The 13,546-nt window shown below is 60.8% G+C and carries 13 protein-coding genes; 6 read left to right on the forward strand and 7 right to left on the reverse strand.

Translation table 11 applies throughout. The annotated features are described in order from the left end of the window. Positions 1-22 precede the first annotated feature (22 nt). The 3 genes from soil367_RS17340 (at position 23) to soil367_RS17350 (ending at position 2,844) form a co-directional block, all read left to right on the forward strand. A complete protein-coding gene (locus soil367_RS17340) occupies positions 23-880 on the forward strand; it encodes a heme ABC transporter ATP-binding protein (RefSeq protein ID WP_246065412.1) in 858 nt (285 codons plus the stop codon). Positions 881-1,058: 178 nt separating this feature from the next. After that, entirely contained in the window at positions 1,059-2,297 is a 1,239-nt protein-coding gene (locus soil367_RS17345) for an MFS transporter (protein WP_136550279.1), read from the forward strand. An 88-nt stretch (positions 2,298-2,385) separates the two neighbouring features. Continuing rightward, positions 2,386-2,844 carry a hypothetical protein gene (locus soil367_RS17350; RefSeq protein ID WP_136550280.1) on the forward strand — a complete coding sequence of 153 codons (459 nt, stop codon included), beginning with the start codon at positions 2,386-2,388 and terminating at the stop codon, positions 2,842-2,844. Between the two features lie 37 nt (positions 2,845-2,881). On the opposite strand, the gene soil367_RS17355 is transcribed toward soil367_RS17350, so the two are convergent. Next, the gene (locus soil367_RS17355) at positions 2,882-4,102 is read right to left on the reverse strand and encodes a GGDEF domain-containing protein (protein ID WP_246065637.1); all 1,221 of its coding nucleotides are present in this window, start codon (positions 4,100-4,102) and stop codon (positions 2,882-2,884) included. 609 nt (positions 4,103-4,711) lie between these two features. Between soil367_RS17355 and soil367_RS17360 the strand changes: the two genes are divergently transcribed. Further along, a complete protein-coding gene (locus soil367_RS17360; protein WP_246065414.1) occupies positions 4,712-5,230 on the forward strand; it encodes a helix-turn-helix transcriptional regulator in 519 nt (172 codons plus the stop codon). Between the two features lie 15 nt (positions 5,231-5,245). Here the strand turns inward: soil367_RS17360 and acpP are convergent, their stop codons facing one another. The 4 genes from acpP to soil367_RS17380 all read right to left on the reverse strand — a co-directional run bounded on the left by acpP (position 5,246) and on the right by soil367_RS17380 (position 8,649). Continuing rightward, complete coding sequence (gene acpP, locus soil367_RS17365) at positions 5,246-5,488, reverse strand: acyl carrier protein (protein ID WP_136550282.1); 243 nt, start codon at positions 5,486-5,488, stop codon at positions 5,246-5,248. Beyond that, entirely contained in the window at positions 5,485-6,708 is a 1,224-nt protein-coding gene (fabB, locus tag soil367_RS17370; RefSeq protein WP_136550283.1) for a beta-ketoacyl-ACP synthase I, read from the reverse strand. Before fabB ends, acpP begins: the two co-directional genes overlap by 4 nt. After that, on the reverse strand, positions 6,708-7,214 hold the full coding sequence (gene fabA, locus soil367_RS17375) for a bifunctional 3-hydroxydecanoyl-ACP dehydratase/trans-2-decenoyl-ACP isomerase (protein ID WP_136550707.1): 507 nt from the start codon (positions 7,212-7,214) through the stop codon (positions 6,708-6,710). Before fabA ends, fabB begins: the two co-directional genes overlap by 1 nt. Positions 7,215-7,443: 229 nt before the next feature. Next, complete coding sequence (locus soil367_RS17380; RefSeq protein WP_136550284.1) at positions 7,444-8,649, reverse strand: NnrS family protein; 1,206 nt, start codon at positions 8,647-8,649, stop codon at positions 7,444-7,446. A gap of 215 nt (positions 8,650-8,864) precedes the next feature. On the opposite strand from soil367_RS17380, the gene soil367_RS17385 reads away from it, so the two are divergent. After that, positions 8,865-9,239, forward strand: a complete 375-nt coding sequence (locus tag soil367_RS17385) for a SirB2 family protein (RefSeq protein ID WP_136550285.1) — start codon at positions 8,865-8,867, stop codon at positions 9,237-9,239. A 287-nt stretch (positions 9,240-9,526) separates the two neighbouring features. Beyond that, positions 9,527-10,948, forward strand: coding sequence for an oxygen-independent coproporphyrinogen III oxidase (gene hemN, locus soil367_RS17390; protein ID WP_136550286.1), 1,422 nt, complete (start codon positions 9,527-9,529; stop codon positions 10,946-10,948). A gap of 7 nt (positions 10,949-10,955) precedes the next feature. On the opposite strand, the gene narL is transcribed toward hemN, so the two are convergent. Both narL and soil367_RS17400 read right to left on the reverse strand, forming a co-directional pair. After that, positions 10,956-11,615: a two-component system response regulator NarL gene (gene narL / locus soil367_RS17395; RefSeq protein ID WP_136550287.1), complete on the reverse strand. Its 660-nt coding sequence runs from the start codon at positions 11,613-11,615 to the stop codon at positions 10,956-10,958. A gap of 64 nt (positions 11,616-11,679) precedes the next feature. Continuing rightward, positions 11,680-13,542 carry an ATP-binding protein gene (locus soil367_RS17400; protein WP_136550288.1) on the reverse strand — a complete coding sequence of 621 codons (1,863 nt, stop codon included), beginning with the start codon at positions 13,540-13,542 and terminating at the stop codon, positions 11,680-11,682. Between the last annotated feature and the right edge of the window lie 4 nt (positions 13,543-13,546).

Raw genomic sequence — 13,546 nt, forward strand, 5'->3', positions numbered from 1 at the left:
TCCGCTACCCGAGGAGCATACCGTGCCGGCCCCTAATCTGGCGCTTACGCAGTTGACGGCCGGAGCTGGCCCGTTGTTGAGCGTCGCAGGCCTGAGTGTGAGCCTGGGCCGCCGCCGCATTCTTTCCAATATCGACCTAACCGTGGATAACAGCCAGCTTGTCGCCCTGCTCGGGCCAAACGGCGCCGGTAAATCGACGCTGGTTCGCGCTCTTGCGGGTGAGGTCAACGCAGACCGTGGTCAGATCCAGCTACAAAACAAGCCTTTGCATAGCTGGCGCCGCCCAGCCCTTAGCCGTCACCGTGCGGTTATGCCGCAAAAGGTCGACCTGCAGTTCCCCCTGACGACCCGGGAAGTGATCGCGCTGGGCAGACCTCGCGAAAACGTCCGCCAGCGCGCGCGGGTTATTGATGAGCTACTGGCGTTGCTCGACATTACGTCATTGCAGCAGCGCCTGGTGCCAACCTTATCCGGTGGCGAGCAACAGCGCGTCCAGCTCGCGCGTGTAATGGCCCAAATCTGGGACCAGCCGGGCCCGCGCCTGCTTCTGCTCGACGAGTGCAGCTCGGCCCTGGATCCCGCCCACCAGCAGCTGATCTTTCAGAGGCTGAAACAGCTGGCAATGGACGGCGCTGGTTTGCTGGTGGCGGTGCATGACCTCAACCTGGCCGCCCAGTATGCCGACCGGTTGATACTGATGAATAACGGCCAAGTGTTCGCCGAGGGTGACCCCGGGACCGTGCTGACTGAAGAGAACCTGGCTAGCGTTTACGGCCTCGATGCACGGGTCGAGCTATTGCCTGAAGGCTATCCCCTGGTGATTCCGCGCCAGCAGTCCGGCCAAAGGCCGCAATCCGCCCCGTCCCCCAACCTCCTGTAAAGCCTCCGCTCAAAGCCCGGTTGATCCACCGGGACGCACAGGTTACTGCCGCAGCACACACCGTTTTCAAAATGCCTCGCTCAAAGTGTCTGGTTCAAGGTGCCTGGTTCAAGGCTGGCTGGGTTCTTCGCCCCGACCGCGCTACAATCGCTTAGATAGCAACCTACGCAAGGTTTATATGTCTTCCCCTTCAAGTCGTCCGCCCCTGGTACCCATGGTTGCCACCGGCATGCTCTGCACTATCGTTCTGGTGGTGTTCGCACGCCTGGCTTACGGACTTGTGCTCCCGGCTATGCGTGAAGGACTGGGGCTCAGCTATGCGGCGGCGGCCAACCTGGGCACGGTGACCGCGTTGGGCTACCTGATCCTGGTCATGGTGGCGGGGGCGTTTGCGGCACGCTGGGGTGCGCGGCTCGCCATCATCATCGGGCTCTGCCTGGCCACAACGGGTTTCGTCGGCCTCAGCCTGGTATCGGATTATGTCGCCTTGATGGTGATGATGACGCTACTGGGGTTCGGTACCGCATTCGGTTACACACCGCTCATCTCGTTACTCGGCAGTTGGTTTCCTAACCGTCGTGGCGCCGTAATCGGCTTTGCCAATGGCGGCGTCGGACTGGGGATGCTGATCGCGGGGGCGCTCGTGCCCTACCTTACATCAGGGCAGACGCCCTATGACTGGCGCACCGTCTGGGCATTGTTTGCCTGCGCCGGCGCGCTGGTGCTGGTTGTGGCGATCATGATGCTGCGCAATCCGCCGGTTCATAATGCCACGAGCGACTCGGCGCAGATACCGCTGCCCCTGGTGCGCGCCGGCGTCTACAAGAACCCCCATGTGATAACGGTAGGACTGGTTTACGGCGTGGTAGGGGCGACTTACATTGTGCAGTCGCTATTCATGTTCAGCTATACCCTGGACTCAGGTATACCGGCGCTGACCGCGGGCCGCCTGGCGTCGATGATGGGCTTGCTCGCGATTTTCGCCGGGCCAGCCTGGGGCTGGATCTCGGACCACATCGGACGATCCAATTCGCTGGTGCTGAGCATGGGCTTTTCGTTCCTGGGTCAGGTTCTGCCGGTTATCTGGCCGACGCTTCCTGTGTTTGTAGCGCACTACGTCATTCTCGGGTTGTGCATGTCAGGGTTATTCACCTCGGTGCTTGCCGCGTCGACCGAAACGGTACATCCGCGTCATGCCGCGGTCGCGGTCAGTTTCGTAACGCTTTTTTTCGCTACCGGTCAGTTGCTGGGGCCTGCTTTGGCCGGGCCGATGATCGAGTGGACGGGTGGTTTCCGCACCTTGTTCGCCTGTACGAGCCTGCTGATGCTCGGAAGCATTTTTCTCTGCTGGCACACCCGCAAAAGCGCAAGAGGCGGGGCTCCAGCTACCGCCAACCTGGCTCAAAAAGAGTCGTAACCTGTCTGCCATCGGCTATTCCGGGTCAATGCGGTATGCTGAACCAGCGGTTCCCGATCCGAACCGCCTCTCATCGGAGGAGACACCCATGAAACGCATACTGCTGTTTTTGCTGGCGGCGCCCGTTTTCGCGGTCGAGCCGCTGTCCCCGCAAGACCTGGAGAATCAGGCAATCTCTGGCCCGGCAGGGACCAGCGCTGCAGCCGGTGAAATGGTCCGGGATAAGCCCGCGCCCGGTAGCGAGGGCGAAACGACGACGCAGTCTGCAGAGGATTCTTTTGCAGAAGTAATGGCGGAGGCATCGGACATCCTGAGACGGCGCTCCGGGCTGAAGTACGACCTCAGCGTGACGGGTGTTCACTACGCAGGCTCAAGTGACGATCGCGTTTATGAAAACGGCGCCTTCCAGGTCGATGTACCCGAACGTATCGATCAGGTTTCGCTGGAAAATATCCGGGTACGGGGGAGTGACAGACCGGCCATGGGCAACGTGTTCATGCAGAACATTGAAGTCAACAACAGCGAAATGGTTGTTACACCTCGCTAGGCGCCGCGCAACCTCCCACCCGGACGTCGAACCGGTATCACCTCATAGTTGGCGCACCGATGAGTGCGCCGTTATGGGTGCCGAGCAGCCCCGGCGAGGGCGGGCGGCCTTTACTGATTTCGATGCGATTGCGACCCCGCTCTTTGGCGAGATAGAGCGCCTCGTCGACGAACCGGAGCATATCCTGAACCTCAAGCGTCCGGTCGCTGACATTGCAGAACAAGCCGAAGCTCCCTGTAACCCTCAGATCCTGGCCACCGCCCACGCTCACTGAAATGTCAGCGATTGCCGCACGGCAGCGCTCTGCCAGCAGCATAGCGCCCGGCACATCCGTCCCCGGCAACACGATCAAGAACTCCTCACCCCCAAATCGACCGACCTGATCATTCTGTCGCACTGCATCCCGCAGGACGTGCCCGACCTTGACCAGTATCTCATCGCCGACCGGGTGGCCCCAGCTATCATTGATCTGTTTGAAGTTATCCAGATCCATCAGCAGCACGGTAAGCGGCACTCCCTGGCGGACGCTGCGGTCCTGTTCCCGGTTGAGATAGGAAAGAATGCTGCGACGGTTCGCCAGGCCGGTAAGTACATCGGTCAGGCTCAGCAACCGCACTTCGTCTTCGCGCTGGCGCCAGCGGCGTAGAACATAATAAGCAAGCAGAATGAGGACGACCAGGTGCGGCGCGGTATAGATATACATCAGCGTCATCCACTCCATCGACAACTGTCCATTGGCGCCCAGGGGGTGCAGGATGATGGGCGCGTACGGGATATAGCCGACCGCCGCTGCGTAGGAGATACCGATCAGTGCAACCAGTGACAGGCCAAGCGCGGTAAGGATGGCCCCCCGGTTGAAGAAAATGAAACCTACCACGGGGGTGCCGGCTAGCGCCGCGCCAGTCGGCAGCGTCAGAGTACCGATGGTGTAGCTGAAGTAGCAGAGCGATAAACCGTAATAGACGGCCGCAAGGTACTCATACCAGACACGATCACCGTATGTTCGGCGAAAAATCGGGATCAGCGCGAACAGGACAACCGTGAGCGCCACCAGCAGGTGGAAATTATTGATGAGGTGCTCAACGTTGGCGACGTTGACCAGCTGCTCCCGATCATCGCGACCGAGCAGGTAGTGCGCTGTCCAGGTGTACTGCACGTGGTAGAAAAGCGAAATCCCAAGCAGGAGCAGGGCCTTGCCGCATGAACTCCAGTCGAGGGGGTTGCCTAACTTGCCTGCCAACGCGCGGATACTGATCATCACATCGATCTCGTATTTTTCTGAATCATATCCCAACGCATGCGACAAATAATGAGCCGAAGCTCAAAGTTTGAGCGTGTTTAGCAAAAAACTACCGGCTGTTTCACAACGTTACATCAGGATACATAAGATTACGTAATTTTAATTACTTGATATTCCAACCTTTATTGCCGAAAAACGGTGCCCAGGAGCCACCTCTGCCCTTCGTCCAGCTTCTGGCAGTTGCCCTGTTTGCCCCCCTTCGTCCAGATAGCTTCCAAACTAGCAAGCGCCCGCCGCACCGACCAGTTACCAGCGGTTAAGGGCGGCTAGGGGTTTTTAACGGCTAGCTTCAAACCTGACACGACCGCCGCCGAGGCCACTGGTGATCGCTTTCAGGGCCCACATCAGAAGGAAGCTACGGCTGACGGAAAACGGCGTGGCGATGCGATGGCGGCGGTGGCGACGACGTATCGACGAAACAGGACGGGGACAATAAAGAGAAAGATCTTGGCGCGACTTGATCCAGCTCAAGGCACGCAGGGAATTTCGGACTAACCTCGGCAGATCACCTTAACCTGACATCCAGCCGGACTACCGGCTCACCGCCGCGGCCCGAGGACCTACGCAATGCCAACAGAAGCACTCCGGAATCTGATCGACGCAATGGTCAGCTATCTGCAGACCGCCGGCTACTCAGAGCGGGATGTAGCGCACTACGCCGAGCTTTCCGCCGAGCAGCTGGCAACCCCGGCCGAATCACTGTCGCCCGGCCAATTGCAGCGGCTCTGGCAACTCATCCAGTGCCGCCTTTCGCCGTCAGCCAGCTTCAGCGTCCAGGTGCGGCCGATCATCGCCCGGGAACTGGCCACCGGACGCGTCAAGGTCGACAGCGTCGCATCCCGACTCAACATGAGTCGTCACACGCTCTACCGCAAACTGAAAGAGGAGGACATGACTTTTCTGGAGCTGCTTGAAGAGGTTCGGCGCGAGCAGGCTGTCACCTATCTGCGTGAACGTCATCGACCTTTGGTTGAAGTGGCCGAGCTACTGGGATTTTCGGAGCTCAGCGCTTTCAGCCGTGCCTTCAAGCGCTGGACCGGCATATCACCCGCGGTGTTCCGTGTCGCGGCCTGCGCTACCCCCTGACACAGGCTCTGATCCTCAGCTGGCGGCGATCGCGCCCTGCAGGTACCGTCGCACGTCATCAACCGTAACCAGCTCCTCGGCCTGTTCGTCGGGGATGGTTATCTCAAACACTTCCTCCAGCGCCATCGTTAGTTCCACCACGTCGAGGGAATCCGCCCCCAGGTCCTCCACCAACTTTGCCTCGCCCGTAACCTGGTCGGGCTTGACGTTAAGCTGTTCTACTACAATCGCGCGGATTTTCCGCTCAATGTCACTCATGGCGATAGCTGCTCCGACTGCTGAAACACAAGGCTGGCGTTGGTGCCGCCGAACCCGAAACTGTTACTCATGACCAGCGGTAACGGTGCCTCCCGCCGTTGGCGAACAACCGGGTAGCCCTCTGCGTCCGGGTCCAGGTTGTCGATGTTGGCCGACGGCGTGATGAAACCCTGCTGCTGCATCAAGAGGCAGTAGATGGCTTCGTGCACGCCCGCCGCCCCAAGAGCGTGACCGCTGAGAGGTTTGGTCGAACTGAGTGGCGGCATGCGGTCACCGAAGACCTCGCGCATGGCCTTGAGCTCGACGATGTCGCCGCCTGGGGTGCTGGTGCCGTGGGTGTTGACATAGGACACCGGCCCTTCGACGCCGGCCAGCGCCTGTTGCATACAACGGGTTGCACCCTCACCGCTGGGCGCGACCATGTCGGCCCCGTCTGAGGTGGCGCCGAAGCCGACAATTTCCGCGAGAATGTTGGCGCCCCGGGCAAGGGCGTGGTCCAGCGCTTCGACGACGACAACGCCGCCACCACCGGAGATGACAAAGCCGTCCCGGTCCTGATCATAGGTTCGCGAAGCCACCTGGGGTTTGTCGTTGTAGCGCGTTGACAGCGCACCCATGGCGTCAAACAGCAGGCTCAGGGTCCAGTGGATATCCTCACCACCGCCTGCAAAGACTATGTCCTGCCGGCCCCACGCGACCAGGTCCCGGGCGTGGCCTATGCAATGGGCACTGGTGGCGCAGGCAGAAGTCATCCCGTAGTTCACGCCCGTTATGCCGAAGGCCGTGGCCAGGGACGCATTGATCGCACTGCCCATGGTGCGCGGTACCCGGTAAGGGCCGACGCGTTTGATGCCCCGACTACGCTGGGTATCAATCGCATCTATCAGTTCCCCGGTGGAGGCGCCACCGGAACCCATCACGATGCCCGTAGCGTGCTTGCGGATATCCGCCTCGGTCAGGTCCGCCTGCTTGATCGCTTCCTGCATGGCCAGGTAGGTGTAGGCCGAGGCCGGACACATGAACCGCAGCAGCTTGCGGGGAATAAGCGCCGGCAGATCCAGACTGATCTGGCCGCTGACATGGCTACGCAACCCGGCCTCGGCGTGTTCCTGGCTGAAGCCTATACCCGAGCGACTGTGGCGCAGCGACTCGGTCACCTGGCTCTGGTTGTGGCCGAGACTCGAGACGATGCCCATCCCTGTAATCACAACGCGGCGCATCAGAACCCCTCGGTAGACGTGAACAGGCCTACGCGAAGGTTTTTGGCGGTGTAGATCTCGCGGCCGTCGACGGAAAGCGTCCCATCGGCGATGCCCAGGACCAGCTTCTGCCGCATGATCCGCTTGATATCCAGACGGTAGGTGACGCGCTCGTTCTGGGGCAGCACCTGCCCGGAAAAGCGCACTTCCCCCGCGCCCAGTGCACGGCCTTTGCCCTCCGCACCGCTCCAGGCCAGATAGAAGCCCAGCAACTGCCATAGCGCGTCCAGCCCGAGGCAGCCCGGCATGACCGGGTCGTCCTGGAAGTGACAGCGGAAAAACCAGAGGTCCGGGTTGATGTCGAGTTCCGCTTCCAGGCTTCCGTGTCCGTACTTGCCATCGCCCGCCGCGATTCGGGTGATCCGGTCCATCATCAGCATTTCATTGTTCGGCAGGCGGATATCACCGGGAAAGAGCCGGCCCTCGCCACAGGCAATGAGGTCTGACTTGTCGTAGTGATCGGGCATCGCACGGCTTTCAGCAGGCGCGGTCGGTTCATTCCGGGACGCTGGAACTTGTTTTTGGGACGCTGGCGTATCGTGCTGAAGCATGGTGAACTCGCTTTGAATGCGACCGGAGGTCGGGTAAGAGGTCAACAGTAGCCCACCAGGGCGGGCTTACCGTTGACCGACGGTTGGAGAAATTTGACTGCCCGCGGGCTTGTGCAAGTTGGCTGCAGGGATGACTAGCGCGGGATCAGCCCGGCCGGCCATCCGCGCGTGGGCTGGCAAGAACCTTGAAATATCGCACCGCAAAGATGCCGTAGGCGATAATCCAGAGCACCGTGCTCAGGTGGACACCGCCGGCCCAGGGCAGTATTTCCAATGCGGTGAGCACCCGTATCAGCGCCGCGGCCTGGATCAGCACGAACGCCAGTACCATGCCGCCGGGAAGTACCATCGGCCGACCGCTGTGGCCCAGTGAGACCCGCGCGATCACGCCCAGTATCAAGCTGCCGATGGCGCCGGTACCGGCAGCATGGGCCCAGGCGGTGGCCGGCCAGTCGAGCAGCTTGACGCCTGCGAGCAGCGCCAGCGCCACGGGCACCCAAAGAATCGACAGGTGCAGTATCCAGAGCAGAGGCTCCTGCCGCGCCAGCCAGCCTTTCCAGCCAGCGAGCCGCACCAGCGTCAGCAGTGCCCCGATCGCCGCCAGCACGCCAGCAACCAGCACGAGCTCAAGCACCACCGCGACAAGCAGCGCCACCATCGTGGCCAGCACCAGTTTGTCGAGGCGCGGCCGGATCTGAACCGCGTCCGCGTCACCGCCGCGCTGCCGCAACCAGCTAATAGTGAACGCCGGCGTAATGCGCCCGCCGACGATGCTTATCAGGGCCAGGCTCATGACCAGCGCGCCGTGAATAAAGACCTGTTCCAGCCTGATGACAAAACCGACCTGCATGACCCAGAGCAACCCCAGCACGACCAGCAGCATCAGTTGCCGATGCTGGCGCGCATGCCACACCCGCCAGCCTGCGTCGAGCATGACGAGGGGCAGGAACGCCAGGTTCACGCCATGCACCAGCCAGTCCGGCAGATCCGCGCCCAGGAGCAGTAACAGCCGCCCGCCCAGCCACACCAACCACAGCATTAGCAGCCGGATACCGTGCGTACGCTCGGTTTGCGTCCAGACGCAGACCGCGGTCAGCAGGAACCCGGCGATCGCCGCCGAGAGAAATCCGAAAATCATCTCGTGCTGATGCCAGAAGACGCCCGGCAAAGCCAGTGGCAGGGAAAACGCGCCCGTCACGACACCGACCCAGAGCGGCACCACCACCAGCGCCACAACCGCGAGCGACATAAAAAAGATGCGGAACGGATAGGCAAAAAGTTGCCAGAACGAGGCCTGGCCCGCTGGCTTGGAATCGGACCGAACTGCGTCCTGTTTCGGTTGGGTTGACATAGAATTGCTCCGGCGCCTTGCTGATCACTTGTTATTGCATCTGTACCGCATCGTTACCAGACCAAGTCTAGGCTTTTTAAGCTGCATCTGGAATACTTGTTTAGAGGTATAGTCTTCCTACGGGCGCCCCGTTATTGTTCACACCTGTTTGCCGAGCCAGTGGCCACCTGTAGCCTGATGCCCGGACGGCTTTCGATTCAAAGTGGAGGACCCTGATGGAGTGGTACCCCCTGCTCAAAGCAACGCACATGGGCGCGGCCTATCTGACGACCTTTCTGTTCGTTTTGCGGCTTTGCCTCGACGCCCTCGGCAGACCCGGCTGGCGGACGACGCCGCTACGCTGGATTCCCCACGTCAACGATACGCTTCTGCTGGCTGCAGCAATCAGCCTGCTGTTCGTCACAGGCTGGATGCCCTTTGTCCACCACTGGCTCACCGCGAAAATCCTGCTTCTGGTCGGCTATGTGGTCGCCGGTAAAATCGCCCTCAAACCCCGGTATGGCCTACAGGTGCGGTTGATCGCAAGTGTCATGGCGCTGGTCCAGCTGATGCTGATCTTCACCCTTGCAATCAATAAACCCCTGTTCTGATTGAGGTGCCTTCCGAGCCGAGCGGCCCCAAATCCGCAGCGCGGTCCCAAAGATGGCCTGAAGCGGAGCTGCGCCCGGAAGTATCTCTCCCGAAAGAGGTAGGCCCGCTACGCCCCCTGGGGAAGGGCCAGGAGAATTGACAAATGTTAGGCTTGTTCCATCATTGGATCGCGCGCGTCGGGGCGTTAGCTTGGGCGTACTTACCCCACGGGATGCAAAACCAGCCCAGGGATAAAGCCCGACCATCCACGTTGCCGTTTTGGCCTTATGACTCTTGGGTAGGATGAATGACCACAGACCGCTCTGACACCATTGACCACGCCGCCCAGGAACAGGGTTTTGTCTGGGATGAAGCTCTGATTCGCCGTTACGACCTGACGGGGCCGCGCTACACGTCTTATCCGACGGCCATAGAGTTCAGACCCGACTACGGTGTCGAGGACTTCAGGGCCGCAGCGATCGCCAGCCAGGACTCCGGTCGCGACCTGTCGCTTTATACCCATCTGCCGTTCTGCGCACACCTCTGCTATTTCTGCGCCTGTAACAAGGTCATCACCAAGAAGCGCGACAAGGCGATGCCCTATGTCGAGCGGGTGCTGAAGGAGGCCGCACTGCAGGCACCGCTGTTCGGCGCCGATCGCCCGGTTCGCCAGTTGCACTGGGGCGGCGGTACGCCTACGTTCCTGCCGGACGACGTCATGCGCCTGCTGATGCAGGGCTATGGTGAGCTTTTTAACCTGCAGGATGACGATGAGCGCGACTACAGTGTCGAGATCGACCCGCGCGAGGTGGGCGACAACACGCTCTCGTCGCTGTGGTCATTGGGTTTCAACCGGATCAGTCTCGGCGTCCAGGACCTGAACCCGCAGGTGCAGAAAGCCGTCAATCGCATCCAGCCGCAGGCGATGACCGAACGGGTCATGACAGAAGCGCGCCGGTTGGGTTTTCGCTCCATCAACCTCGATCTGATCTACGGCCTGCCCTACCAGACGCCCGAAACGTTTGCGGCGACCCTTGAGCACGTCATCGAGATGTCGCCGGACCGGCTGTCCATTTTCAGCTATGCCCACCTGCCGGAACGTTTCTACCCGCAGACCCGCATCGCAGGCGACACGCTGCCCTCGCCGGCCGATAAACTGGTCATCCTGCAGAGCACCATCCGGCGCCTGCTTGAAGAAGGTTATGTCTATATTGGCATGGATCACTTCGCCAAACCCGACGACAGCCTCGCCGTAGCCCAGCGCGAAGGGCGCCTGCACCGGAATTTCCAGGGATATACCACCCACAGTGATTGTGACCTGGTATCCCTCGGGGTTTCAGCCATTGGTCAGACGGATGAGGCGTATTTCCAGAACCTGCATAGCCTGCCCGAGTACGAGGCGCGCATTGATGCGGGGGAACTTGCGATCAACAAAGGGCTGAAACTGACCCGGGACGACCGTCTGCGCCGTTGGACCATCGGCCAGCTGATCTGCCAGTTCCGGCTGGACCGGGAGCACTTCCGGCAGCGGTGGGGAGACAACCTGGACAGCTATTTCAGCGACGAACTCAGCCGGCTGAAACCCATGATCAACGACGGGCTGATCACGGACGAGGCGGGGGTCCTTACCGTACAGCCCCAGGGACGCCTGCTAATCCGGGCCATCTGTCAGGTCTTTGACCGCTACCGGCAGTTTGACCCCAAGCAGCGTTTTTCCAGAATTATCTGAACCCCGCTTATCGGCTGATCCCTTCAGCCACCGCCCAAACCGCCGCCTCAACCCGCGAGCGCAGGTTGAGTTTCTTCAGCAGGTGTTTGACGTGGACCTTGACGGTCCCGTCGCTGATGTCCAGGCGCCGACCGATCATCTTGTTGGACAGGCCTTCTGCAATCAGCGCCAGGATATCCCGCTCCCGCGGGGTAAGACTGGCGCCGTCGGCCTTGGGCAGCTCGGGTTTCTGAGTGCGCAGGGCCTGGGCGAGCAGTGTGGTGAGCCGGCCGCTGATAACCATCTTGCCCACAGCGGCCTCGTGCAGCCGGGCCAGCATATCCTCGGGCTCCATGTCCTTGAGCAGGTAACCGTCCGCGCCCGCCCGCAGGGCAGCGACCACATCGTCTTCGTTGTCGGAGACCGTGAAGATGACGATGCGTGAACTGATGGACTCCTGGCGCAAGAGGCCCAGCGCCTCAATGCCGCCGATTTCCGGCATGTTCAGGTCCAGCAGGATCAGGTCCGGGTCCAGTTCTGCCGCGAGTTTAACCCCATCCCGGGCATTGCTGGCTTCGCCGACCACGACCATGTCGTCTTCCATATCGATGAGCTGGCGCACCCCCTGCCGCAGCAGCGGGTGATCATCTATCAGCAGAATGCTGGCCTTGGATTCATCGTCGGGCATGTTTCACCTCTTGGTCATCGGCTTGAATAGCCGTCGTCTGAAATCTTAATCAGGACAAAGCGGATCAGGCTGACACCTGCGTGGCGATCAGGTTGCGGTTGACCGGCAGGAACGAAAGGGTGACAGCGACGCCGCCGCCCTCACGGTTGCCGACACTGATCTCCCCGCCCAAGGTGCGCGCCCGATCCTGCATGATAATAAGCCCGTAATGCTGGGGTGGCTGATCGCCTTCGGGCAGACCACGGCCGTTATCGGCGATCTGAATCCAGACACGGGGCGAACGGAACTGAACCGAAACCTCTACGCTGTCGGCTTCCGAATGCTTCACCGCATTGGAAAGCGCTTCGCGCACAATCTGCAGCACGTGTATTTCTTCATTCGCCGTGAGCAATTGCGGCGGCAGGTCAAATACCAGGCTGACCGGCCTGGGAAAGCGCTCGCCAAACTCTGCCACCGTCTCGCGCAATGCACTGCCCAGGTCCGGGGTGTCCAGTTTCAGCCGGAAGGTTGTCAGCAATTCGCGTAACTGGCGGTAAGCACTGTTCAGCCCGGTGCTCAGTTCGTCCAGGACTTCAGCACGGGGTACGTTGCCGGGATCTTTCTGTTCCAGCTTGCGCAGCCGCGCCACCTGGATCTTGAGATAAGACAGGGACTGGGCCAGCGAATCATGCAGCTCGCGGGCGATAACAGCACGCTCTTCAGCCAGGGTCAGGCGCTGCTGCTCGGTGATCTGGCGCTGCAGGAAGACGGCCGTTGCCAGTTGGTCGCTGAGTGTTTCCAGCAAACGGCGGGAAGTGTCCGGCAGGGTCTGGTCCCTGGGATACCAGACCTCCAGCGTGCCCAGCAGGTGGCTAGCAGTCCGGATAGGCAACAGCAGCCGCTTGCCATCAGCATCTTTGTTCGGCAGGGCCTCAAAAGCCTGTGGCGTGATCAGGCAGGCGTTGCAGCTATGGTCACGGCAGTAGAACGGCCGGTCTTTGCTCGCGGTGGTCACGACTTCGACGGGTTCCGGTGCGTTGCGATCGTGCAGGTACAGTTTGATCGGGCCAATACCGAGGAGATCTTCCATCTGCTGCAGCAGAGGCACCGACGCTTCGCAGAGGTCGCCGTTACTGTACAGCGAACGGCTGGCGCCGTGGAGAAGCTCCAGCACAGAGTGACTCCGTGCCAGTTCCCGGGTTTTCTGTTCGACCCGGTTCTCCAGCCCCTGGTAACTGGCCTCTAGCGCTTCTGTCATCTGGTCGAGGGCCTGGCCCAATTTGTTGAGCTCATCGGTTCCCGTAAGGCCTGAGTTCTGGCTGAAGTCGCCCTTTGCGACCGCCCGCGCTACCCCCAGAAGCCGCCTGAGCGGCCGCACGATATTATTGCGGATATCGTAGAGCATGAGCGCGATCGCCAACACCGTGAAAACGAGGCTGACGCCCTGCACCAGATTCATCAGCTGGATGCGGGACTCTGTGCGCTCCTCCAGCAACGCAACCAGCGACTCCAGCTCAACAGTAAGGTCCGCCACCGCCGCATTGACGGCTTCGGGATCGAGCCCCTGGGCCGGACGTGCAAGCATGGGCCGGATATCCGTTCGCCAGGCCGTGACGATCGTTGCGTATTGCCGCGCGGTCGGATGCTCGAGGCTATCCGGTATCATCGCCAACAGCTCATTGTGTGCGAGGCGCTGGTCAAACTGGTCCAGTGCTGCAATACGTGCAGCTTGATTATCAACGCCTGATTCGCTGCGGGCCTGGTGCCACTGCGCCAGCGAGAAATAGAGTTGCTTGCGCAGGGAGCCCGCCATATTGATCGCAGTTGCGCTGCCTTCAATGCTCTGGGACACCGTAAAAGAAAGGCCGATATTGACCAGGGCGACCAGACTGATCGCGGCCAGCATCAGGCCCATGCGACGGATCAGAGAGTCCTGTAGAAAAAACATAGTA

Source organism: Hydrocarboniclastica marina, assembly GCF_004851605.1.
Taxonomy (GTDB): domain Bacteria; phylum Pseudomonadota; class Gammaproteobacteria; order Pseudomonadales; family Oleiphilaceae; genus Hydrocarboniclastica; species Hydrocarboniclastica marina.

Bases quoted from the DNA above. Each gene is read 5' to 3' on its own strand.
- soil367_RS17345 (WP_136550279.1), top strand. From the start codon at position 1,059: ATGTCTTCCCCTTCAAGTCGTCCGCCCCTGGTACCCATGGTTGCCACC.
- soil367_RS17350 (WP_136550280.1), top strand. From the start codon at position 2,386: ATGAAACGCATACTGCTGTTTTTGCTGGCGGCGCCCGTTTTCGCGGTC.
- soil367_RS17355 (WP_246065637.1), bottom strand. From the start codon at position 4,102: ATGATCAGTATCCGCGCGTTGGCAGGCAAGTTAGGCAACCCCCTCGAC.
- soil367_RS17360 (WP_246065414.1), top strand. From the start codon at position 4,712: ATGCCAACAGAAGCACTCCGGAATCTGATCGACGCAATGGTCAGCTAT.
- acpP (WP_136550282.1), bottom strand. From the start codon at position 5,488: ATGAGTGACATTGAGCGGAAAATCCGCGCGATTGTAGTAGAACAGCTT.
- fabB (WP_136550283.1), bottom strand. From the start codon at position 6,708: ATGCGCCGCGTTGTGATTACAGGGATGGGCATCGTCTCGAGTCTCGGC.
- fabA (WP_136550707.1), bottom strand. From the start codon at position 7,214: ATGCCCGATCACTACGACAAGTCAGACCTCATTGCCTGTGGCGAGGGC.
- soil367_RS17380 (WP_136550284.1), bottom strand. From the start codon at position 8,649: ATGTCAACCCAACCGAAACAGGACGCAGTTCGGTCCGATTCCAAGCCA.
- soil367_RS17385 (WP_136550285.1), top strand. From the start codon at position 8,865: ATGGAGTGGTACCCCCTGCTCAAAGCAACGCACATGGGCGCGGCCTAT.
- hemN (WP_136550286.1), top strand. From the start codon at position 9,527: ATGACCACAGACCGCTCTGACACCATTGACCACGCCGCCCAGGAACAG.
- narL (WP_136550287.1), bottom strand. From the start codon at position 11,615: ATGCCCGACGATGAATCCAAGGCCAGCATTCTGCTGATAGATGATCAC.
- soil367_RS17400 (WP_136550288.1), bottom strand. From the start codon at position 13,542: ATGTTTTTTCTACAGGACTCTCTGATCCGTCGCATGGGCCTGATGCTG.